Origin of the sequence: Pseudomonas sp. xss_2, assembly GCF_043104195.1 — a bacterium.
GTDB lineage: Bacteria > Pseudomonadota > Gammaproteobacteria > Pseudomonadales > Pseudomonadaceae > Aquipseudomonas > Aquipseudomonas urmiensis.
Genome location: NZ_JBICKL010000026.1, coordinates 21,408 through 39,404 on the forward strand (window position 1 = coordinate 21,408; position 17,997 = coordinate 39,404).

Sequence of the window (17,997 nt, forward strand, 5' to 3'; positions counted from 1 at the left end):
GCTGGCGGGCTGCAACACGTCGCCTGCCATCACCCCACCGACGGTGCCAGCCAAAGCCGTACCAGCTCCGTCCACCCCCTCCAAGCCGTTGCCAGCGTCACCAGCGTGGGTCCGCCAGGACCGCTACACCCTGGTTAGCACGCGGCCGACGCTGGAACAGCGTCAGCCGTTGTTCCAGCTCATCACCGTGCAGATTTCACCGGCCCTGCACGCGACGGTCGGTGACGCCCTACGTCACGTGTTGCAGCGCTCAGGCTACTCACTCTGCGCCAACCGCGCCGAGGTCGCCACCTTGTTCAGCCGCCCTCTGCCGACCGTGCAGCACCAACTCGGGCCAATGGTGCTGCTGGACGCCTTGACCATTCTCGGCGGCCCGGCCTGGCGGCTCGTGATCGATCCAGTCGAACGCCGCGTGTGCTATGCCCTTCGCGCACCAGTGCCCGCCCCACCTCGCCCGCCCCTGGAGATCGCGCCATGAAGGTCCATCACTTTCAGGCCCTGGTGCTCGGGGCCCTGTGCCTCGGCGCCGCCGTACTGGCCGCCGTGACCTACAACCACCAGCAACAACTGACCGAGCTCCTGGTCGCCGCGGAGAATGCGCCAGCCGATCCAGCCCCGGCGCTGCGGCGGGACCTCGATGCACTCGGCACCACTCTTGCGGCAATTCCACCGCAAGTAAAAGCGCAGGGCGAGCACCAGCGCCAGCAGGATGCGGCCTTCGCGACACTGAGCAAACAGCTGGATGAGGTGAGCGCGTCGCTCAAGGCCATTGGAGCGGTATCACCGAGTCCGACCAAGGCCGACCTGGCCGCGATGGACCAGCGATTGGGCAATGCCGAAATCGCCATCCGCGCCCTTGAGGTTCGACCGGCTACGCCATCCGCACAACCCCAGCCTGCAGCTCCCGCCAAACCGGCCGCCAAAGCCCCGACGCCGCCATTCACCTTGCTGGGTGTCGAGACCCGTGGCGAGGTCCGGTTTGTCTCGGCTCAACCGGCCGGCGCGCATGCCCTGTCGACCGTCCACCTGCTGCAGCCCGGTGACAGCTTGAACGGTTGGCAGCTCAAGACCATTCGCCGGAATCAGGCCGTGTTCCATGTGCCTGGCCTCGGCGAACGTTCGCTGCCCCTGCCGTGACGAGGTGCATATGGTCCGGTTCATCACCCTCTCGCTGCTCCTATTCCCCATCTGCCAAGTACCGGGATCGGGATGGGGTGCACCCGCCACGGTTGAAACGGAGCAGCAGTCCAGCGAGCAGGCCCCGCTGCAGCTAGAGCGATCCGTAGCACAGGCCAAGGCCTGGGGCCTGACCGATGATGAATGGGCCAAGTTTGAGCGCCTGCAGAGCGGTCCCCGCCAGTACTGGTCACCGCAACTCGACCCGCTGACCACCCTGGGCGTGGAAGCCGATTCTGACCAGGAGCGTCAGCGCTACGCCGAGTTGCAGGTGCGCCTCGAAGCCAAGCGCGCCGAGCGCGAACTGGCGTATCAAAAAGCCTACACCGCGGCCTGGGCGCGGCTGTTCCCGGGATTGTTGCCGGTACAGGGAATGAGTGATGCCGCATCCCCTTCGGATAACGCGCGCTATGCGGTGTTTGTGGAGGACCCGTGCTCGACCTGTGAGGCCAGCATCAACCATTGGTTGAGCACCGGCGCCCGCCTGGACGTCTACCTGGTGGGCAGCCAGGGCGACGATGCGCGCATTCGGCAATGGGCGCGCAAGGTTGGCGTTACCCAGGCCCAGGTCAGCAGCGGCCAAGTCACCCTCAATCACGACCGCGGCCGCTGGTTCGCCCTCGGCGCCAGCCGCCCCCTGCCCGCACGTTTCCAACAGGTGGAAGGGAAATGGCAACGCGTCGACTGACCCTCGCCCTGGCCCTGACGGGGGTGACTGTCGCCCAAGCAGGCGGCCTCCCTCCGCCGGCGTACCAGTTGGCCGCCGCCCAGGCCGGCATACCGGCCTCGGTGCTGTTCGCCATTGCCCAGCAGGAGAGCGGCACTCCGCTGCGTGGGCAGCTTGTTCCCTGGCCGTGGACCTTGAATGTGGCCGGCACGCCGCAGCGTTTTTCCACCCGTGACCAGGCCTGTAGCGCACTGACCGTGGCGCTCAGCCGGCACGACCCCAAGCGCATCGATGTCGGCCTAGGGCAAACCAACCTGGGTTACCACCCGGAGCGTTACCCCACGGCCTGCGATGCCCTCGATCCGCGTAGCAACCTCGCCGTCACCGCCGACCTGTTGCGCGAGCACTACGCCGACGCCGGTGACTGGGTCATCGCCGCCGGCCGCTACCACCGGCCTGCGGGTGGGGCCCCGGCGGCCCGCTACCGCTCGCAGTTCAGCCAGCACTGGCAGCGCCTTGAAGCCGCCAAGTCCAGCCGCGGAGGTCCACGCTCATGATTGACGTTCGACGGGGCGCGCTGATCTGCGGGCTAGTGGGGTGGTTGGCTGCCGGGGCCTGGCTTGTGCCAACGCCTCCTGTCATGGCCGCCGAATCGGCCACCTCGGTCGAACGGCCCGATCCACGAAGACTGGACTGGGTATTGCCGGTGCACAGCGCGCGCCTCACGCCGGGTGAGGTGCCACGCAGAGCGCTGGATTTGCCAGGCATGGTCCCGCTGTTCCTGGTTGGCGCGGACGCTGCCTCATTGGCGTGGCTGGCGCAGCACGCCCCGGCTCTGAAGCGGTTGGGCGCCAACGGCCTGGCCGTTGAGGTCGCCGATGAGGCGGCGCTGCAGCGCATCCAGGCGGTAGCACCTGCGTTGAGCATCTGGCCGATCAGCGGCGACGACATCGCCGAGCGGCTGGAGCTGGAGCACTACCCGGTATTGATCACACCAACCGGCCTGGAGCAGTGAGGAATCGCTATGGGCGATCATGCGATGGAATCTTTGCTGCGCCCAGCAGTGGAGTTGTACACCGTGGGGATCTGTGCCGGTGCCAGCGCGTTGTGCCTGCATTCACCCTGGGCGGTCGCCTTGTCGCCGGAGATCGGCGCCGGCATGGCCCTGGCCTACACCGCCTTCGGCCTCAAGCGCCTCAACGAGGCTCGCATTGTCCTGCGCTATCGGCGAAACATCCGCCACCTACCTCGCTACTCGCTGACCAGCCGACAAATCCCGGTCAGCAGCAAGCGCCTGTTCATGGGCCGTGGCTTTCGCTGGAGCCGCCTGCACACCCAGCGTTTGCTCGAGGCGCAAGACCCCGCGCTAGCCCGCTACGTCAATCAGTCGGCCGCCTACCAGTGGGCCAGGCGCCTGGAGCACCTCCTGGAAAAGGCACCGTCAGGGTTCTCCCTCCTGCCCCGGATGACCGCCTGGGACAGCCCGTTTAACCCGGTACGACCGCTGCCGCCCGTGGGCGGCTCACCGCTGCTGCATGGCGTCGAGCCCAACGAGCAGGAAGCCTCCTTGCCACTGGGCGAACGCGTGGGCCATACCCTGGTGCTAGGCACCACGCGGGTCGGCAAGACGCGCCTGGCCGAGGTCTACATCACCCAGGACATTCACCGGCCAAGTCAGGAAGTGGTGATCGTCTTCGACCCCAAAGGCGATGCCGACCTGCTCAAGCGCATGTACGTGGAAGCGCGACGGGCCGGCCGTGAACACGAGTTCTATGTCTTCCACTTGGGCTGGCCGGAGATTTCCGCGCGCTACAACGCCATCGGCCGTTTCGGTCGCATCTCGGAAGTCGCCAGCCGTATCGCTGGGCAGCTGAGCGGTGAAGGCAACTCGGCGGCATTTCGCGAGTTCGCCTGGCGCTTCGTCAACATCATCGCCCGTGCCCTGATCGAGCTCGGCCGGCGCCCCGACTACCTGCAGATCCAGCGCCATGTGGTGAACATCGATGCGCTGTTCATCGAGTACGCCCAGCACTTTTTCGCCCGACATGATCCGCAGGCGTGGGAGACCATCGTGGATCTTGAAGCTCGTCTCAACGAGAAGAACGTGCCACGGCACATGGTCGGCCGCGAGAAACGCGTGGTCGCTATCGAGCAGTACCTGACCGTCAAGCGCCTCTTCGACCCGGTCATGGATGGCCTGCGCTCGGCGGTGCGCTACGACCGCACCTACTTCGACAAGATCGTCGCCTCACTGCTGCCGTTGCTGGAAAAGCTCACCAGTGGCAAGACGGCCCAGTTGCTGGCCCCCAACTATTCCGACTTGGACGATCCACGGCCAATCTTCGACTGGCTGCAGGTCATCCGTAAACGCGGCATCGTCTACGTCGGCCTGGATGCGCTGTCCGATGCAGAGGTCGCCGCCGCGGTCGGCAACTCGATGTTTGCCGACCTGGTCTCCGTCGCCGGGCACATCTACAAGCACGGTATCGACCACGGTCTCCCGAACTCCTCCAGTACGACCGACAAGGTGCCCATCAACCTGCACGCCGACGAGTTCAACGAGCTGATGGGCGACGAGTTCATTCCGCTGATCAACAAGGGCGGCGGTGCCGGTATCCAAGTCACTGCCTACACCCAGACCTTGAGCGACATCGAGGCACGCATCGGCAGCCGGGCCAAGGCCGGCCAGGTCATCGGCAACTTCAACACCCTGCAGATGCTACGCGTACGCGAAACCGCGACAGCCGAACTGCTGACTAATCAGTTGCCCAAGGTCAACGTGCAAACGCGCACCTTGGTCTCTGGCGCTACGGACACCGCCGATCCTGACACCCGAACCGACTTCACCTCCTCCTCACAGGACCGGGTGACCACCACCGCCGTGCCATTGATCGAGCCCGCGCACATCATCGCCCTACCGAAGGGCCAGATGTTTTCGTTCCAGGAAGGCGGGCAGCTATGGAAGGTACGGATGCCGCTGCCCAAACCAGCCAGCGACGATGCGATGCCGGCTGACCTGCAGGCCCTCGCTGCGCGTATGCGCGAGTCCTACAACGCCAACGCGGGAAGTTGGTGGAGCAGTACCGGAGGTGCGCCGACGGTCGACTTCGACCCCGAGATGCCACCACCTGGGCGTAAACACGCCCCGTGATCCCCTGACAGCCCGCGAACACCCGGGAGCATTATGCCTACTGCCCCAACCAATCCTCCTCAGACACAACGACGACCAGGGCTGATCTTCGGCACGCTTGAGCTGTGCCTGCGATTGCTCGGCCTCCTGTTTGCTTCCCTGCTGCTCTCCATCCTGTTGGAGTTTGTGGGCATGCTGTGGTTCTGGCCTGACCAAGGCTGGCATCACAGCCATGCCATGTGGCTGACTGAACTTGGCTGGCTCAGCAGCCACTTTAAGAGCTCGCTGCTGGTGCAGGAGCCGGCACAAGCCACCGCGAAAATCCTTGAACACCTCAACGACTGGGTCGTGTTGCGCTCAGGATGGGCGCAATCGGACACACACCTGAAACTGCTCAGTCGCGACGCGTCGCTGCAAGGACAGCTTGCTCAAGCGTACGTCGCTGGCCAGGACTACCTGCTGGCTACCCTGTTCACGGTATTCACGTTCGTGGTGCGCTTGATTGTCCTCACGCTCGCAACGCCCCTCTTCTTGCTCGCGGCAGTCACCGGGCTGGTTGACGGGTTGATGCGGCGCGACCTGCGCAAGTTCGGGGCGGATAGGGAAAGCAGCTTTGTCTATCACCGAGCCAAGCGAACATTGTTGCCGCTAATGGTCAGCCCTTGGGTGATCTATCTGTCGCTACCTTGGTCGCTGAATCCAAACTGGGTATTGCTCCCATGTGCTGCACTGTTGGGTTTCATGGTCGCGATAACTGCTACCACGTTCAAAAAATATCTTTGAATGGCTGCAATCGACCCATAGCTGCCTTTCGCGGAAGACAGCTAATCTCACTGGGACGCTCTAACGTGGCATTGGAATTTGGGATAGGAAGCTTATTGGAGCCTCGGGGCGAAGACCTTCGTCTCCGAAATCAAAGCGCCAATACCCCACATCATGCCAAGCATCGAGCTTGAATCCGACCTGCGGAAACGTACCGATGTGCTGAAAACCGAGTCGCTCGTGCAGCCCGATACTGCCTTCATTCGGCAAGGCAATGCCGGCATACGCCGAGCGATATCCCAGACGCTTCAGAACTGGCAGCAGCACGTCATAGAGCTGCCGACCAACCCCGCTGCGGCGTTGCCCTTCAGCGACATACACCGTCACATCCACCGCCCACCGGTACGCCGCACGCGCGCGGTGTTGACTGGCGTAGGCATAGCCGACTACTCGTCCTTCTCGCACAGCCACCAGATACGGGTAGGTTTGCAGCGTCGTGGAGATCCGCTCGCGCATTTGCTCCACGCTCGGCACTGCCTCTTCGAATGAGATAGCCGTGTTGAGCACGATGGGCGCGTAGATGATCTGGATCTCTTCTGCATCCTCTGGTCTGGCGACACGAATATCGATTCCGCTATGCATCCGGCTGCTCCAAGCTGTTCAGGTGTTCAACTACTTCGTTGACCGCGCTGCGCGCGGTACGGGTGACGCCGATCAACGTCGCCGAGGCCAGGCCGGTCCAGTCGCCATATCCGACCAGCCAGAGGCGCGGCTCGCGAATAGAGTGCCCCCCATCAACCTCGACCCTACCGTTGTCATCCAGCACGTCCAGTGCCTTCAGATGATCCAGCGCCGGCCGGAACCCAGTACACCAGACCACAGCATCGACCTGGGTTTTCTCACCGTTCAGCCAAGCGACCCCGTCCGGCGTGAATGAGGTAAAAGGCCTTACAGCACGAAGGGCCCCGCGCTCGCGAGCCCGGACCACTGAGGGCACCATGACGATATCGCCAAGCCCACCGACCGGTGCGTCGATAACACGGCCCTCCTGTTGAGCCTTGAGGTGCTCGGTAGCCCGTTCGAACAGCACCCGGCCATCAACGTCATCAGGCAGAAACGCCGGTTCCTCCGTGGTTACCCACGTTGCGTCGGCGACCTCAGACAGCTCCGCATAGATTTGCGCCCCCGAGTTGCCACCACCAACGACCAGCACGCGCTTTCCTTGGAAAGCCTCGGGTGATTGATAATGGGCGGAGTGAATCTGCTGTCCCTGGAACAGCTCTATCCCCGGATAGGCCGGAACATAGGGGTTGCTCCAGGTCCCCGTTGCGCTGATGACGACACGAGCCTCCCAGTCGCGGTCCTTCGAGCGTACACGAAGACCACGCCCGGTCCGCTCCACAGACGTGACGCTGACGGGACGAACGATAGAAAACCCGTAGCGTGCCTCGTACTGCTCCAGATAGCTGACCACGTGATCCCTATCGGGATTACCTTCGGTGACTGGCGGCATCGGCCAGCCCGCGATCGTGCTCCATGCGGAGGGCGAGAACAGCGTCAGCGAGTCCCAGCCATGGCGCCAAGCCCCGCCCGCAGCCGCTTCGGCATCGAGCAACAGGAACGACAGCTTGGCTCGCTTGAGAAAATAAGCCACCGTCAGCGCGGACTGCCCGCCGCCAATCACGATGACATCGAGTAGTTCGCCTTCGGTGACCATGGTTTCTCCTTTCTGGCTGGAGCGCTCAGTCTTCGCCGAACTGGTTGATGTAGTTGATGTGCGCAGGCTTCTGAATCGCCCGAGGGCGAAGCTCCTGCACCCAGGTGATCGCCTCGCGGCGCGGCATTCCGGATTCGATCAGCAGACGGGCAGCGAACAGCCCGGTGCGGCCGGAGCCGCCCTTGCAGTGGATTGCCAGGGCCTTGTTGGAAGCGAGCAAAGCGTCCAACTGGTGGCGAATCTCTCCCAGCCGAGCCTCGAAGTTTTGATCAGGAGCCTGATCATCCTCGATCGGCAGCTGGAACCACTCCAACCCATGCTGCTTGGCCGCGATGCCAAGCTGGGCAACTCCGTTTTCCTGAAGCTCTGCGTCCGACATCAGCGTAACAAGCGCTACGGCACCGGCCTGCTTGAGCGTATCCAGGCTTTCAACGAGAGCGCTGGTCTGGGTGCCCGGACAAGGCGTAAAAATGAGTACACCCGGAGCATGGGGCAAGGATTTCAATGAGTAAGGATGCGACATGCTCATGACCTCAAATAGACCGAATATTGACTCTCTTGGATAGTTCTTCCGCCGACTCTTTGCGTTCGGAGTAGCGGTCTACCAAGTAATCCTGGCGATCACGCAGCAGCAGCGTGAACTTGGTCAGTTCCTCCATCACGTCCACCAGCCGATCGTAGAAAGACGACGGTTTCATGCGTCCGGCTTCATCGAACTCCAAGAAGGCTTTTGGCACCGACGACTGGTTCGGGATGGTAAACATACGCATCCAGCGGCCAAGCACGCGCAGTTGGTTCACCACGTTAAAAGACTGCGAGCCTCCACACACCTGCATCACCGCGAGGGTCTTGCCCTGGGTTGGGCGAACGGCGCCTATGGCCAGCGGTACCCAATCGATCTGCGCTTTGAAGACAGCACTCATTGAGCCGTGACGCTCGGGGGAGCACCACACTTGGCCCTCGGACCATTGCATCAGCTCGCGGAGTTCCAGCACCTTCTCGTGGGAGTCCGGAGCGTCATCCGGCAGCGGCAGGCCGGAAGGGTCGAAGATACGGGTTTCGGCGCCGAACTCTTCCAGCAGGCGCGCAGCTTCCTGGACCATCAAGCGGCTGAATGAGCGCTCGCGGGTCGATCCATACAGCAGCAGGATGCGCGGTTTGTGTGTAGAAGGATCCTTCGGCGCCAGCCGCTCCAGCGACGGCAGATCAATCAGTTCTGGTTGGACATTTGGCAGGTGGTCGTTCATTTCGGTCTCCATTGATCCAGGGCCTACAGCGCGCCGATGCGGGCAAGTTCGGCTTTCAGTTCGTCCTGGCTCAGTTGCGAGAAAGGCAGCGCAATGAAGGCGCGCACGCGCTCATCGATCTTCGCAAGTGTGGTCTGGAAGGCTTCTTCGATTTCTGTCTCACTCCCGGTGACCGCTGAAGGATCGGCCAGGCCCCAGTGGGCTTTGAGCGATGGACCGAAGAAGATCGGGCAGGCTTCGCCGGCAGCGCGGTCGCACACGGTGACAACGATGTCGGGAGGAGAACTCTCGAAGGCATCCGAGGCCTTGCTTGAAAGACCAGCGGTGGGGATACCGGCGGCTTCCAAGGTTTTCAGTGCCCGCTCATTGACCTTGCCGCTTGGGAAGCTGCCAGAACTCACAGCTTCCATACCCTCGGGGGCCAGGTGATTGAACAGCGCCTCGGACAGGATGCTGCGGCAGCTGTTGTGGGTGCACATGAACAAGACTTTCATCAGGTATCTCCGGTTCAAAAGCTCAGGCGGATGGCCAATGCGGCCAAGGTGGCAAGCAGGATCGGCAGCGTCAGAACGATGCCGGTGCGGAAGTAGTAACCCCAGGTGATGACGATGTTCTTGCGGGCCAGCACGTGCAGCCACAGCAAGGTGGCCAGGCTGCCGATTGGGGTGATTTTCGGACCAAGGTCACAGCCGATGACGTTGGCGTAGATCATGGCCTCGCGCACGATGCCGGTGGCCTCGGCGGAATGGATCGACAGGGCGCCTACCAGCACAGTGGGCATGTTGTTCATGACCGACGACAGGCCAGCGGCGAGCAGCCCCGTCCCGAGGGATGCGCCCCAGATCCCGTAGCCGGCGAAGACATTGAGGATCTGCGTCAGGTAGTCGGTGAGGCCGGCGTTACGCAGGCCATAGACCACGAGGTACATGCCAAGCGAGAACACCACGACCTGCCAAGGCGCGTCCTTGAGCACCTTGCGGGTAGAAATCACGTGCCCGCGCGCGGCGATCAGGTAGAGGATCAGCGCACAGGCAGCAGCGATGGCGCTGATCGGAACGCCCAGCGGCTCGATGGCGAAGAAGCCGACCAGCAACAGCGCAAGCACCCACCAGCCGGCAACGAACGTCGCCTTGTCGCGGATAGCGGCTTTCGGAGCCTTCAACTGGTCGAGTTCATAGGTACGCGGCAGGTCCTTGCGGAAGAACCACAGCAGCATTCCCAGAGTGGCGGCAATGCTGACCAGGTTCACCGGCACCATGACCGAGGCGTACTCGCTGAAGCCAATGCCAAAGTAGTCGGCGGAAACGATGTTCACCAGGTTGGACACCACCAGCGGCAGGCTCGCGGTATCGGCGATGAAGCCCGCCGCCATGACGAATGCCAGCGTCGCCGCCGGGGAGAAGCGCAGGGCCAGCAGCATGGCGATGACGATCGGGGTCAGGATCAGTGCCGCACCGTCGTTAGCGAACAGCGCCGAGACAGCGGCGCCCAGCAGGATGATGAAGGCGAACAGCTTGCGGCTGCTGCCATTGCCCCAGCGGGCCACGTGCAATGCCGCCCACTCGAAGAACCCCGCCTCATCCAGCAGCAGGCTGATGATGATGACGGCGATGAAAGTGGCGGTAGCGTTCCAGACGATCTGCCAGACCACGGGGATATCGGACAGGCTCACGACGCCCGCCAGCAGCGCCACGACGGCCCCCAGTGCGGCGCTCCAGCCAACACCCAGGCCTTTGGGCTGCCAGATGACGAGAACGATCGTCACCAGGAAAATCAAAAATGCGATCAGCATGACTACAACTCAATCAGCGAAGGGAAGTCTCAAGCACAAGCAACAGGGCCCTGCGGCCGCTCGCCCATTTCGGCAAGGCGCAATGCATCAGAGCTCAACCATTCCTGGTTGGCATCGACCACTCCCTTCAGCATCGCGTCCACCCACTGCGGCAGTTCGGGGTGCAGTCGGTAGTACACCCATTGACCCTTGCGGCGATCCATCAGGATTCCAGCCTCGCGCAACTGGGCAAGATGCCGGGAGATCTTCGGCTGGCTCAGCTCCAGCGCGTGGGTAAGTTCGCAGACACAGAGTTCGCCTTCACGGGCGATCAGCAGGGTCATCCGGGCCCGGGTGTCATCAGCCAGGCATTTGAAAACGATGGGGGGAGTCAGTGTTTCCCGCATGTGACCTCCTGGGGAATGCGTGTACGGCCAATATCTGGAAATCCGAATATATGCCTATTCAAATATGCGGTAAAGCAGATATTTATAATTGCCTCGCCTGACGGGACGTCATAAAACTGGAAAAAGCCCCCGCTCCGGGACCTATACTGGCCTTCGATACCATCCCCAGAGTCCCCAATGAACCAGTCTGATATCTCTGTCCGATTGCTTGGTACCGATCAAATCCAAGGCCTGGCTGCGCATCTGACTGCAGCGGGCTTGCCGACCCAAGACCTTTTGCAGCCCGACCGAATGTTCTATTCCTTTCACCGGGGAGAAACGGAGTTGGGATACGGGGGCATTGAAGGAAGTGGCCGGACTCGTCTGATTCGCTCACTGGTTGTCGTACCGGCCCAGCGAAAGTCAGGGATCGGTACCCTGCTGCTCAGAGCACTTGAGCGAATAGCGGAAGCTGACGGAGCCCAGAGCCTTCATCTGCTGACCACTACAGCACCCGACTTCTTCGAGGCTCGGGGATATGAGCACAGAGACCGATCCCAAGCCCCAAAGGCAATTTCCAATTCGGAGGAGTTCAACAGCCTCTGCCCGACGTCTGCGGTCTACATGGTGAAGGAGCTTGGCGACATGAACTCGGTGTCACCACAGGTAACTCGCCTCCACGAACGTCAGTGAGTTCGTTCTCAGGTGTCCCAGGAACGAGTCCTGCGGCCCCCGAAAGATGTCGAACTGAATCGACCTCGGTTTCGTAGACTCCTCGAACGGCTGCAAAGGGTCGGTTAGCGCCTCTGGATCGGGCTGACCATCCTTGTCCTCCCTCACATGGAGGACAAGCCATGAACGCCATTACGACCAACAGCCATCAGCCTTGGAACAAAGGAAAATTGGTCGGGCAGAAAACTCCGCTCCGACTGAAAGATATCTGGGCCATTCGGGTAAGGCTCCAAATCGCGGAAGAAACTCGGGATTTGGCCCTTTTCGATCTGGCCATCGACAGCAAGCTACGAGCCTGCGATCTGACCAAGCTTCGCGTACGCGACGTTGCTCATGGGGAGCACGTGTCATCGCGAGCGATAGTGATGCAGCAGAAAACCCAGCGGCCCGTGCAGTTTGAAATTACAGAGCAAACACGGCTGGCCCTACAGGCCTGGATACATCAAGCCAAACTCCACAGCGAAGATTGTCTTTTTCCAAGCCGATTACACGCCTCAGTGCATCTCTCCACCCGGCAGTACGCCCGAATCGTCAAGGCGTGGATAAAGTCTATTGGGCTAGATCCAGCTATGTACGGCACCCACACGATGAGACGTACGAAGGCATCGCTGATCTATCGCAGGACGAAGAACCTGAGAGCAGTTCAGCTCCTTCTCGGCCATACAAAGCTTGAAAGCACGGTGCGATACCTGGGCATTGAAGTCGATGACGCATTGGAGATGGCAGAGCAGACGGAGGTTTGACAGCGTCCAGCGACGGTCGAGGTATGACCGTCGCGATTCGACCCATTGAAGCCGTTCAGACCAAGCAGTGGATGCCACGGCCTACGCTGCTCACTGATCGGCCAAGCATAGATACTGATGTAACTGCTCTCCTAGAACCTCGAACGCCTGAGCGATCCTGTTGATTTTGCGCAGGTCATTGTGCATTGCGATCCACACCTCTACCTCAAAGCCAAAATCGAGGGGTAGGACATGTACCAGGCCGTGCGATTTTGCGATTCGCGTCGGGCAGAGTCCGAAGCCCAAGCCCGCTTTCAGAGCGGCCAGCTGAGCAAGGTGATGATCAGAGGCAATGGCGAAATGCTGGTCGGCATCGCACAGACCAGCATCGACAAACCGACGCAAATCCGCTGAGCGTCTATCCGGGCCGATCAGCGGCAGCTGGCGAAGCGACAGCAGCGAGGCTGGATTACCATAGCGCTCCAGGCACCCGGCACTGGCATGGATGCCAATCTGCAAACTACCGACACGCCGCACGGTGATATCCGCTTCATTGGGCCGCATCAGCCGGACCGCAATGTCCGATTGCAGCCTGGCGATGTCTTCAAGGGTATCGCTTATGCTCAACTCAAGTTTGAGCCTGGGGTATTCGTAATGGAAAGGGGGCAGCAGGTCGGGCAATACCTCGACGCCAAGCAACTCGCCACAGGTCAGCCGAATCGTGCCGTGATCCACCGACGCTTCAGAACTGGCCATGCGGTTGAAGGTTTGCGCGGCCAGGTCCATGGCCTCCACATGTTCAATCAGGCGCTGCGCTCCGGCAGTAGGCGTCAGCCCTTGAGGTGTGCGGGTGAACAGACTTACACCGAGAGCGTGTTCAAGATGGTCCAGGCGCCGACGCGCAGTGGCCTGGGCGATACCCAGCAACTTCGCCGCGCCGCTCAGGCTGCCAGAGCGCAACACGGCGAGAAATACACGCTGGCTTTCCCATTCAATGCCGCTCATACATTCTTAGCCAACAGTTGCTCCTAATTTGATCTTCTGCCCGAACCCGTGAAAGGCGATCATTCGCCCACATTTTTCCGGGCGTCATTGTAAGGAACCAACGCATGAGAATCACCGGTCAGTGCCGATGTGGGCAAATCACCCTTGAGATCGTGGCGCAGCAATTGCCGCCGCTGTATGCCTGCCACTGTTTGAACTGCCAGCGCTGGAGCGGCAGTGCGTTTGGTCTGCACATGCTGAGCGCGGCTTCGGCTGTTCAGGTGGCTGGCGAAACGGCGATCTTTGAGCATGAACACCAAGGTCAAACGTCTACCCAACATGCCTGCGGTACATGTCATACCCGGCTGTTCAACGAGACCACGGCAGCACCCGGCATGCGAGTGGTACGGGCCGGCATCCTGGAAGGGACTGAGTGTTTCGAGCCGGTTGCGCATATCTGGACTCGGCGCAAGCAGCCATGGCTGGTGCTGCCGGCGACTATCGCGCAATGGGAGGAGAGCCCCACGCCAGAAGCATTCGCTGCCGCGTTAGGGTAAAAGAGCTTGCTCCTCCATAAGTGAAGGCGTCGCTCGCCGAACGGCAAATTATCACGGTTGACTAGGTCCGCTTTGGGTCGATAGCGGTCCAATCGCGACCCACGGTCCTCGACCGATTAATCGGTCAAGAAGGTGGGTGAATTAGAGCAACGTCTCTGACTGCGCCGCACCACACCTATTGGTAAAGCCTTGAGCACGGACTGGAGGAGCTCATGATAGCTACCCTCGTCTCCTCGGCTACTACATCGTCTGACAGGGCGCAGGCTCAAGCGCTATGGTAGGTATGATTGGTGGAGGCCGCGCTGGCCTCCTAGAACCGATAGCGGACGGGGAAAATACTTTGAGTTCCGAATCGCTGATGATCGGCTGGGATGTTGGTGGCTGGAACTGCGACCGGAATCGCCTCAGCCGAGATGCTCTAGTGGTGATAGATCAGAACCTGCAGATGCGAGGTAAGCCGTGGCGAGGGAATCTGCGCGAGCAGATCAATCAGGCGAAGACCACTGACGACTTTGTGCGATCACTTCTATTAGCCTGTGATGTCGAGATTGTCCGTCGCGACGCGACCGTCGTTTTGGGAATCGACACCCCATTGGGTTTTTCTACCGAGCTAGTGAACTTGCTGGTAAGTGGCCACTCTGTGCCGGTAGTTAACGCGTCAGCTACCAACCCCTATTTGTTTCGCTATACCGAGCGTTTTTTGTTCGAACGGGGATTATCTCCGCTGTCAGCCATCAAGGACATGATCGGTAGTCAAGCTACCAAAGGCATGCATGTACTGGCACGTTTCTTACCCAACCGCCCGTGCTGTGGTATTTGGACGGATGACGCGCAGGTGACGCCATCGAGGTCTACCCCAGCTCTGCAAAACAGTCGGCGGTAGTCAAAGACTTAAGGCAGCGTTGCTTGGGGTTTTCTGGGGCCTCCAGCGATGACTGGTATGAGGATGAACGAGATGCGCTCACTGCTGCGCTTATTGCCTGGCTCTTCAGATTCGAGCCCAATCGCTTAGTCTGGCCTCCGTCAAATGTGCCGGAACAGGAGGGATGGATTTTCGTACCCAGAGACTCACTGGCAACGGCTTCACTCCTTTAGTTCTACATGCTGCCCGATGGTCGGATGAAGTACCCAATGCCTCACCATTGCCGTTGCGCTACGGGTCTCGTCGACTATGTTGGAGAGATACTCATCTAATACTAAAGTCGTAGGAGGGTCGCATGCGTATACGGGGTGATGCTTTCTGGAATTGGGCAGATCCAACCCTTCACCACCGTACTCATGATGAGACTCTAAACGACGGCACGACCATCGACGTCCAAGTGCGCTTGTCGCGTACCGGTGGCACGCAGATGTTCATCGGTGTGTATGCACGCTTCGGAATGGTGCTTTACGAGGAATCCTTCGACTCGCGACCTGGTGAGTCCATGACTCGTGCTCTCGCGTGGGGCGTGGGCCGCGCTAGACGGATCGCGACCGATCCGCACTTAACCCAAGAACATTTAGCTTCATAAGTACGCTGAGGGCCGGTGCGTGGCCAATTCAATCAACCTTGCGGGCAAAAGAAAGCCCGCTGCTAGGCGGGCAAGGGAGCATCTATCACGTAGGGATAGCTTGAGTGTGCCCAATAGGAAGTGAAAATTGGGTGAAGAAAAAGTCTCCGTGAGGTGATAGTTGCTGGGAATCTCAGGTAGCGGCTTGAAGTGCAGCCACTCTCGGCAAACATCATCAAGGGGCGCCTTCTGGCCAGAGGTAGCCGTTCATTAGCATCGGCTTTGTGTCGAACGTCGACGATCGCGGGATCACTGGCCACCAGGGCTTGATCCAAGGGTGTATGGTAGTGTGAAACGGGAGGCCAGAGCGGTCTGCCTCCCCCCAACTCATGTCGCCGCCACATGCACCTACTCGCTCTATTCCTCAGGTAATTTCATGACATTGAAGTCATCGTTCGCCAATGTGCTTCGAGTACTACGTAGTCAGCGAAACATCACCCAGCGCGGATTTGCCGACACGACCAGCCGCACCTACCTGTCCAAGCTCGAAACCGGTAGATCGAGTCTCACGCTGGACAAACTTGAGCAGCTTAGCGAGCGATTGGAAGTGAGCCCTTTGACGCTGGTGGCATTGACGCTGAGCGAGGATACAGGGCAGACGGCAAATGAGTTGCTGGTCAGGACCAGGAACGAGATTCGAGCACTTGAATCGCATGGTCGAATTCCAGGACTACAGGCCACCCTGGGGGACGATTTAGCTGCGACTCCTTCGTTGACCAGCTCACGCAACCCCCGAACGAAAACAGCTCCACGCGCTGAGGGCGCACTTCAGGCAGAGCTGTCATTCTCCGAATGATGGCTAGCTGTACTTTCAAGCGCTCGCTGCAGCGCTCGTAATAAGCAAGCAGCGCCAGCTTGTTCATATACCGCCTCAATTCCTCACTCCAGTCTCACCCCACTTCTGCCCAACCTCGCCAGAAAACGAAAGATCGAGAATCCTTTTAATTCGTGCATGAACTCGCCCCCGCAGTGATGGTGGCGACCAGAGATTGCTCTGGAGCTCGCCATGAGGACGTATGCCTTCCCATTGCTTGTGATTTACCTAGTAACCCTCCCGGCGGTTGCACAGGAAACTCGCGAGCGCTCGGATTTGGAACTCATTCAACGACAATTCACTGCCATCGATCAGTTGGCCGATCGCGCGAAAAACGGCTCAGAAAATATCGATGGCGCGCGCTATCGCTTCGACTATCTGCGGTTTGCGGCAGACCTCGAACGTGTGCGTGAAGGCATCCAACAATACTTGTCGCCCTCCCGGGCGCAGCCTGCCGACTTAGTCGAGTTGGCCGATCAGTACCGTGCTGAAGCACCTCACTCGAGCCCCTGCCATGAGCATGACTGACACCCAACTCACAGCGTTCTCCGCCGTTGCCGGCTTTGCCCCGCAGCTCAGTTCGGTGCTGTGGCGCTCATCGGTGTTGGTGCTCGCGTTGCTCTGGTGCACCTGGGCGCTGTGGACCGGCTACCGCGGCTGGGCGGCCGGCAACATCAATTTTGGCTCGCTCGGCGGCAGTACGCTGCGTCTGGCCCTCGCCTTGATCGTGCTGATGTTTTTCATGCTGTCGTAATCAGGAGGCCTTGCTATGAACCTCTCTCGTGGTTGTCACCGCCCGCTTCGCCGGCTGCGGGCTGCCTATGTAAAAGCCCTGCTCGGCGGCTTGGCGCTGCTGAGCTCGACGCTGGCTTGGGCTGACCTGCCGACCATGGAAGCTCCGTCCCGCGGCGAAGGCTCAGGCCTGATCGACACCATCAAGAACTATGCCTACGACGGCGGCATCCTGCTCGGTCTGTTGATCGCTACCCTCGCCTTCCTTGGCGTGGCGTGGCACTCGCTGACCGTCTACGCCGACGTGCAAAACCAGCGCAAGACCTGGAAAGACCTCGGCGCCGTGGTCGGCGTCGGAGCGCTGTTGGTGGTGGTGATTCTGTGGTTCCTGACCAAAGCCGCGACGATTCTGTGAGGCAGCCATGTCCGACGTCCCTGCTACCCTCCCCGACGGCACGCTGACCTTCCTGCCGGAACGCCTGAACCGCGATCCAGCCGTCCTGCGCGGCCTCACCAATGACGAGATGTGGGTCGCGCTGATTGTCGGCGCAGTACTGGGTGTGGTCCTTGGCGGGCCGCTGGCGGTGGCCTCCGCCTCCATCGCCACCCTGCCCACCTGCATGTTCCTGTGTATGGCGCTGGTGCTGCTCGGTGGCGGCAAGCTGCTGCGCCGGGCCAAGCGTGCTCGTCCCGAAACCTGGCTGTACCGACGCCTGCAGTGGCAACTGGCGGTGCACTGGGGCATTGGCTCTCAGTACCTGATTCTCCACTCCGGCCCATGGACTGTCCGGCGCACACGCCGACCTGCGAGGACCAACCCATGAGCCGTTTCCGCAACAAGGTGGATGCACAGCAGGCGCACATTTTCAGCCTGCGCCTGGCCGTAGCGACCCTGGCGCTGCTGTGCACTGGGCTCTGGTACGGCTGGCAGTCCGCCCCCTCCGAACTGACCATTCACGTACCACCGGATCTGCGCTCAGGTAGCACGCGCAAATGGTGGGACGTGCCGCCCGAAAACATCTATGCCTTTGCCCTGTACATATTCGGCCA

At 60.8% G+C, this 17,997-nt stretch carries 26 protein-coding genes; 18 read left to right on the plus strand and 8 right to left on the minus strand.

Features of this window, described 5'->3' with window-relative positions:
- Positions 1–43 precede the first annotated feature (43 nt).
- The 7 genes from ACF8K2_RS03935 (at position 44) to ACF8K2_RS03965 (ending at position 5,756) form a co-directional block, all read left to right on the plus strand.
- Positions 44–478, plus strand: a complete 435-nt coding sequence (locus tag ACF8K2_RS03935; protein WP_236198061.1) for a PilL N-terminal domain-containing protein — start codon at positions 44–46, stop codon at positions 476–478.
- On the plus strand, positions 475–1,137 hold the full coding sequence (locus ACF8K2_RS03940; protein ID WP_063423910.1) for a hypothetical protein: 663 nt from the start codon (positions 475–477) through the stop codon (positions 1,135–1,137). Before ACF8K2_RS03935 ends, ACF8K2_RS03940 begins: the two co-directional genes overlap by 4 nt.
- A gap of 10 nt (positions 1,138–1,147) precedes the next feature.
- Positions 1,148–1,864 (plus strand): TIGR03759 family integrating conjugative element protein, encoded by a 717-nt coding sequence (locus ACF8K2_RS03945; RefSeq protein WP_063423931.1) that lies wholly within the window; start codon positions 1,148–1,150, stop codon positions 1,862–1,864.
- Positions 1,846–2,400 (plus strand): hypothetical protein, encoded by a 555-nt coding sequence (locus tag ACF8K2_RS03950; protein WP_063423909.1) that lies wholly within the window; start codon positions 1,846–1,848, stop codon positions 2,398–2,400. The genes ACF8K2_RS03945 and ACF8K2_RS03950 overlap by 19 nt, the downstream gene beginning before the upstream one ends.
- A gap of 83 nt (positions 2,401–2,483) precedes the next feature.
- Positions 2,484–2,858, plus strand: coding sequence for an integrating conjugative element protein (locus ACF8K2_RS03955; protein ID WP_081237903.1), 375 nt, complete (start codon positions 2,484–2,486; stop codon positions 2,856–2,858).
- A gap of 9 nt (positions 2,859–2,867) precedes the next feature.
- Complete coding sequence (traD, locus tag ACF8K2_RS03960; protein WP_063423907.1) at positions 2,868–4,994, plus strand: type IV conjugative transfer system coupling protein TraD; 2,127 nt, start codon at positions 2,868–2,870, stop codon at positions 4,992–4,994.
- Between the two features lie 33 nt (positions 4,995–5,027).
- Positions 5,028–5,756: a TIGR03747 family integrating conjugative element membrane protein gene (locus tag ACF8K2_RS03965; protein WP_063423906.1), complete on the plus strand. Its 729-nt coding sequence runs from the start codon at positions 5,028–5,030 to the stop codon at positions 5,754–5,756.
- 60 nt (positions 5,757–5,816) lie between these two features.
- On the opposite strand, the gene ACF8K2_RS03970 is transcribed toward ACF8K2_RS03965, so the two are convergent.
- The 7 genes from ACF8K2_RS03970 to ACF8K2_RS04000 are packed head-to-tail and all read right to left on the minus strand — an operon-like array spanning position 5,817 to position 10,877.
- Positions 5,817–6,377, minus strand: coding sequence for an arsinothricin resistance N-acetyltransferase ArsN1 family B (locus ACF8K2_RS03970; protein ID WP_063423905.1), 561 nt, complete (start codon positions 6,375–6,377; stop codon positions 5,817–5,819).
- Entirely contained in the window at positions 6,370–7,452 is a 1,083-nt protein-coding gene (locus tag ACF8K2_RS03975; RefSeq protein WP_060492515.1) for an ArsO family NAD(P)H-dependent flavin-containing monooxygenase, read from the minus strand. Before ACF8K2_RS03975 ends, ACF8K2_RS03970 begins: the two co-directional genes overlap by 8 nt.
- A gap of 25 nt (positions 7,453–7,477) precedes the next feature.
- Positions 7,478–7,981 (minus strand): cyclin-dependent kinase inhibitor 3 family protein, encoded by a 504-nt coding sequence (locus ACF8K2_RS03980; protein WP_060492514.1) that lies wholly within the window; start codon positions 7,979–7,981, stop codon positions 7,478–7,480.
- A gap of 4 nt (positions 7,982–7,985) precedes the next feature.
- On the minus strand, positions 7,986–8,699 hold the full coding sequence (gene arsH, locus ACF8K2_RS03985) for an arsenical resistance protein ArsH (protein ID WP_027917258.1): 714 nt from the start codon (positions 8,697–8,699) through the stop codon (positions 7,986–7,988).
- 23 nt (positions 8,700–8,722) lie between these two features.
- A complete protein-coding gene (locus ACF8K2_RS03990) occupies positions 8,723–9,193 on the minus strand; it encodes an arsenate reductase ArsC (RefSeq protein ID WP_027917259.1) in 471 nt (156 codons plus the stop codon).
- A gap of 14 nt (positions 9,194–9,207) precedes the next feature.
- Positions 9,208–10,491 carry an arsenic transporter gene (locus ACF8K2_RS03995; RefSeq protein WP_060492513.1) on the minus strand — a complete coding sequence of 428 codons (1,284 nt, stop codon included), beginning with the start codon at positions 10,489–10,491 and terminating at the stop codon, positions 9,208–9,210.
- Between the two features lie 29 nt (positions 10,492–10,520).
- Positions 10,521–10,877 (minus strand): metalloregulator ArsR/SmtB family transcription factor, encoded by a 357-nt coding sequence (locus ACF8K2_RS04000; protein WP_060492512.1) that lies wholly within the window; start codon positions 10,875–10,877, stop codon positions 10,521–10,523.
- 177 nt (positions 10,878–11,054) lie between these two features.
- Between ACF8K2_RS04000 and arsN2 the strand changes: the two genes are divergently transcribed.
- Both arsN2 and ACF8K2_RS04010 read left to right on the plus strand, forming a co-directional pair.
- Positions 11,055–11,549, plus strand: coding sequence for an arsenic resistance N-acetyltransferase ArsN2 (gene arsN2 / locus ACF8K2_RS04005; RefSeq protein ID WP_060492511.1), 495 nt, complete (start codon positions 11,055–11,057; stop codon positions 11,547–11,549).
- Positions 11,550–11,710: 161 nt separating this feature from the next.
- A complete protein-coding gene (locus ACF8K2_RS04010; RefSeq protein WP_060492510.1) occupies positions 11,711–12,331 on the plus strand; it encodes a tyrosine-type recombinase/integrase in 621 nt (206 codons plus the stop codon).
- A gap of 90 nt (positions 12,332–12,421) precedes the next feature.
- On the opposite strand, the gene ACF8K2_RS04015 is transcribed toward ACF8K2_RS04010, so the two are convergent.
- Complete coding sequence (locus ACF8K2_RS04015) at positions 12,422–13,315, minus strand: LysR family transcriptional regulator (RefSeq protein ID WP_060492509.1); 894 nt, start codon at positions 13,313–13,315, stop codon at positions 12,422–12,424.
- 104 nt (positions 13,316–13,419) lie between these two features.
- On the opposite strand from ACF8K2_RS04015, the gene ACF8K2_RS04020 reads away from it, so the two are divergent.
- The 9 genes from ACF8K2_RS04020 to ACF8K2_RS04060 form a co-directional block, all read left to right on the plus strand.
- Positions 13,420–13,851, plus strand: coding sequence for a GFA family protein (locus ACF8K2_RS04020; RefSeq protein WP_060492508.1), 432 nt, complete (start codon positions 13,420–13,422; stop codon positions 13,849–13,851).
- A 340-nt stretch (positions 13,852–14,191) separates the two neighbouring features.
- The gene (locus tag ACF8K2_RS04025; RefSeq protein ID WP_232876987.1) at positions 14,192–14,734 is read left to right on the plus strand and encodes a hypothetical protein; all 543 of its coding nucleotides are present in this window, start codon (positions 14,192–14,194) and stop codon (positions 14,732–14,734) included.
- A 334-nt stretch (positions 14,735–15,068) separates the two neighbouring features.
- Entirely contained in the window at positions 15,069–15,362 is a 294-nt protein-coding gene (locus ACF8K2_RS04030; RefSeq protein ID WP_063423904.1) for a hypothetical protein, read from the plus strand.
- A gap of 415 nt (positions 15,363–15,777) precedes the next feature.
- Positions 15,778–16,197, plus strand: coding sequence for a helix-turn-helix domain-containing protein (locus ACF8K2_RS04035; protein WP_063423903.1), 420 nt, complete (start codon positions 15,778–15,780; stop codon positions 16,195–16,197).
- A gap of 210 nt (positions 16,198–16,407) precedes the next feature.
- Complete coding sequence (locus ACF8K2_RS04040; RefSeq protein WP_063423902.1) at positions 16,408–16,743, plus strand: RAQPRD family integrative conjugative element protein; 336 nt, start codon at positions 16,408–16,410, stop codon at positions 16,741–16,743.
- Positions 16,730–16,969, plus strand: a complete 240-nt coding sequence (locus tag ACF8K2_RS04045; RefSeq protein WP_063423901.1) for a TIGR03758 family integrating conjugative element protein — start codon at positions 16,730–16,732, stop codon at positions 16,967–16,969. The genes ACF8K2_RS04040 and ACF8K2_RS04045 overlap by 14 nt, the downstream gene beginning before the upstream one ends.
- 15 nt (positions 16,970–16,984) lie before the next feature.
- On the plus strand, positions 16,985–17,362 hold the full coding sequence (locus ACF8K2_RS04050) for a TIGR03745 family integrating conjugative element membrane protein (protein WP_063423900.1): 378 nt from the start codon (positions 16,985–16,987) through the stop codon (positions 17,360–17,362).
- 7 nt (positions 17,363–17,369) lie between these two features.
- Complete coding sequence (locus ACF8K2_RS04055; RefSeq protein ID WP_063423899.1) at positions 17,370–17,771, plus strand: TIGR03750 family conjugal transfer protein; 402 nt, start codon at positions 17,370–17,372, stop codon at positions 17,769–17,771.
- The coding region (locus tag ACF8K2_RS04060) for a DUF2895 family protein (RefSeq protein ID WP_392463577.1) at positions 17,768–17,997 on the plus strand (230 nt) is incomplete at its 3' end. The genes ACF8K2_RS04055 and ACF8K2_RS04060, both read left to right, overlap by 4 nt.

Coding starts and splice junctions, on each gene's coding strand:
- ACF8K2_RS04010 (WP_060492510.1), top strand. CDS start 11,711: ATGAACGCCATTACGACCAACAGCCATCAGCCTTGGAACAAAGGAAAA.
- ACF8K2_RS04020 (WP_060492508.1), top strand. CDS start 13,420: ATGAGAATCACCGGTCAGTGCCGATGTGGGCAAATCACCCTTGAGATC.
- traD (WP_063423907.1), top strand. CDS start 2,868: ATGGGCGATCATGCGATGGAATCTTTGCTGCGCCCAGCAGTGGAGTTG.
- ACF8K2_RS03975 (WP_060492515.1), bottom strand. CDS start 7,452: ATGGTCACCGAAGGCGAACTACTCGATGTCATCGTGATTGGCGGCGGG.
- ACF8K2_RS04045 (WP_063423901.1), top strand. CDS start 16,730: ATGAGCATGACTGACACCCAACTCACAGCGTTCTCCGCCGTTGCCGGC.
- ACF8K2_RS04015 (WP_060492509.1), bottom strand. CDS start 13,315: ATGAGCGGCATTGAATGGGAAAGCCAGCGTGTATTTCTCGCCGTGTTG.
- ACF8K2_RS03970 (WP_063423905.1), bottom strand. CDS start 6,377: ATGCATAGCGGAATCGATATTCGTGTCGCCAGACCAGAGGATGCAGAA.
- ACF8K2_RS04040 (WP_063423902.1), top strand. CDS start 16,408: ATGAGGACGTATGCCTTCCCATTGCTTGTGATTTACCTAGTAACCCTC.
- ACF8K2_RS04055 (WP_063423899.1), top strand. CDS start 17,370: ATGTCCGACGTCCCTGCTACCCTCCCCGACGGCACGCTGACCTTCCTG.
- arsN2 (WP_060492511.1), top strand. CDS start 11,055: ATGAACCAGTCTGATATCTCTGTCCGATTGCTTGGTACCGATCAAATC.
- ACF8K2_RS04000 (WP_060492512.1), bottom strand. CDS start 10,877: ATGCGGGAAACACTGACTCCCCCCATCGTTTTCAAATGCCTGGCTGAT.
- ACF8K2_RS04030 (WP_063423904.1), top strand. CDS start 15,069: ATGCGTATACGGGGTGATGCTTTCTGGAATTGGGCAGATCCAACCCTT.
- ACF8K2_RS03980 (WP_060492514.1), bottom strand. CDS start 7,981: ATGAGCATGTCGCATCCTTACTCATTGAAATCCTTGCCCCATGCTCCG.
- arsH (WP_027917258.1), bottom strand. CDS start 8,699: ATGAACGACCACCTGCCAAATGTCCAACCAGAACTGATTGATCTGCCG.
- ACF8K2_RS03940 (WP_063423910.1), top strand. CDS start 475: ATGAAGGTCCATCACTTTCAGGCCCTGGTGCTCGGGGCCCTGTGCCTC.
- ACF8K2_RS04050 (WP_063423900.1), top strand. CDS start 16,985: ATGAACCTCTCTCGTGGTTGTCACCGCCCGCTTCGCCGGCTGCGGGCT.
- ACF8K2_RS03995 (WP_060492513.1), bottom strand. CDS start 10,491: ATGCTGATCGCATTTTTGATTTTCCTGGTGACGATCGTTCTCGTCATC.
- ACF8K2_RS03945 (WP_063423931.1), top strand. CDS start 1,148: ATGGTCCGGTTCATCACCCTCTCGCTGCTCCTATTCCCCATCTGCCAA.
- ACF8K2_RS04035 (WP_063423903.1), top strand. CDS start 15,778: ATGACATTGAAGTCATCGTTCGCCAATGTGCTTCGAGTACTACGTAGT.
- ACF8K2_RS03965 (WP_063423906.1), top strand. CDS start 5,028: ATGCCTACTGCCCCAACCAATCCTCCTCAGACACAACGACGACCAGGG.
- ACF8K2_RS03950 (WP_063423909.1), top strand. CDS start 1,846: ATGGCAACGCGTCGACTGACCCTCGCCCTGGCCCTGACGGGGGTGACT.
- ACF8K2_RS03955 (WP_081237903.1), top strand. CDS start 2,484: ATGGCCGCCGAATCGGCCACCTCGGTCGAACGGCCCGATCCACGAAGA.
- ACF8K2_RS03990 (WP_027917259.1), bottom strand. CDS start 9,193: ATGAAAGTCTTGTTCATGTGCACCCACAACAGCTGCCGCAGCATCCTG.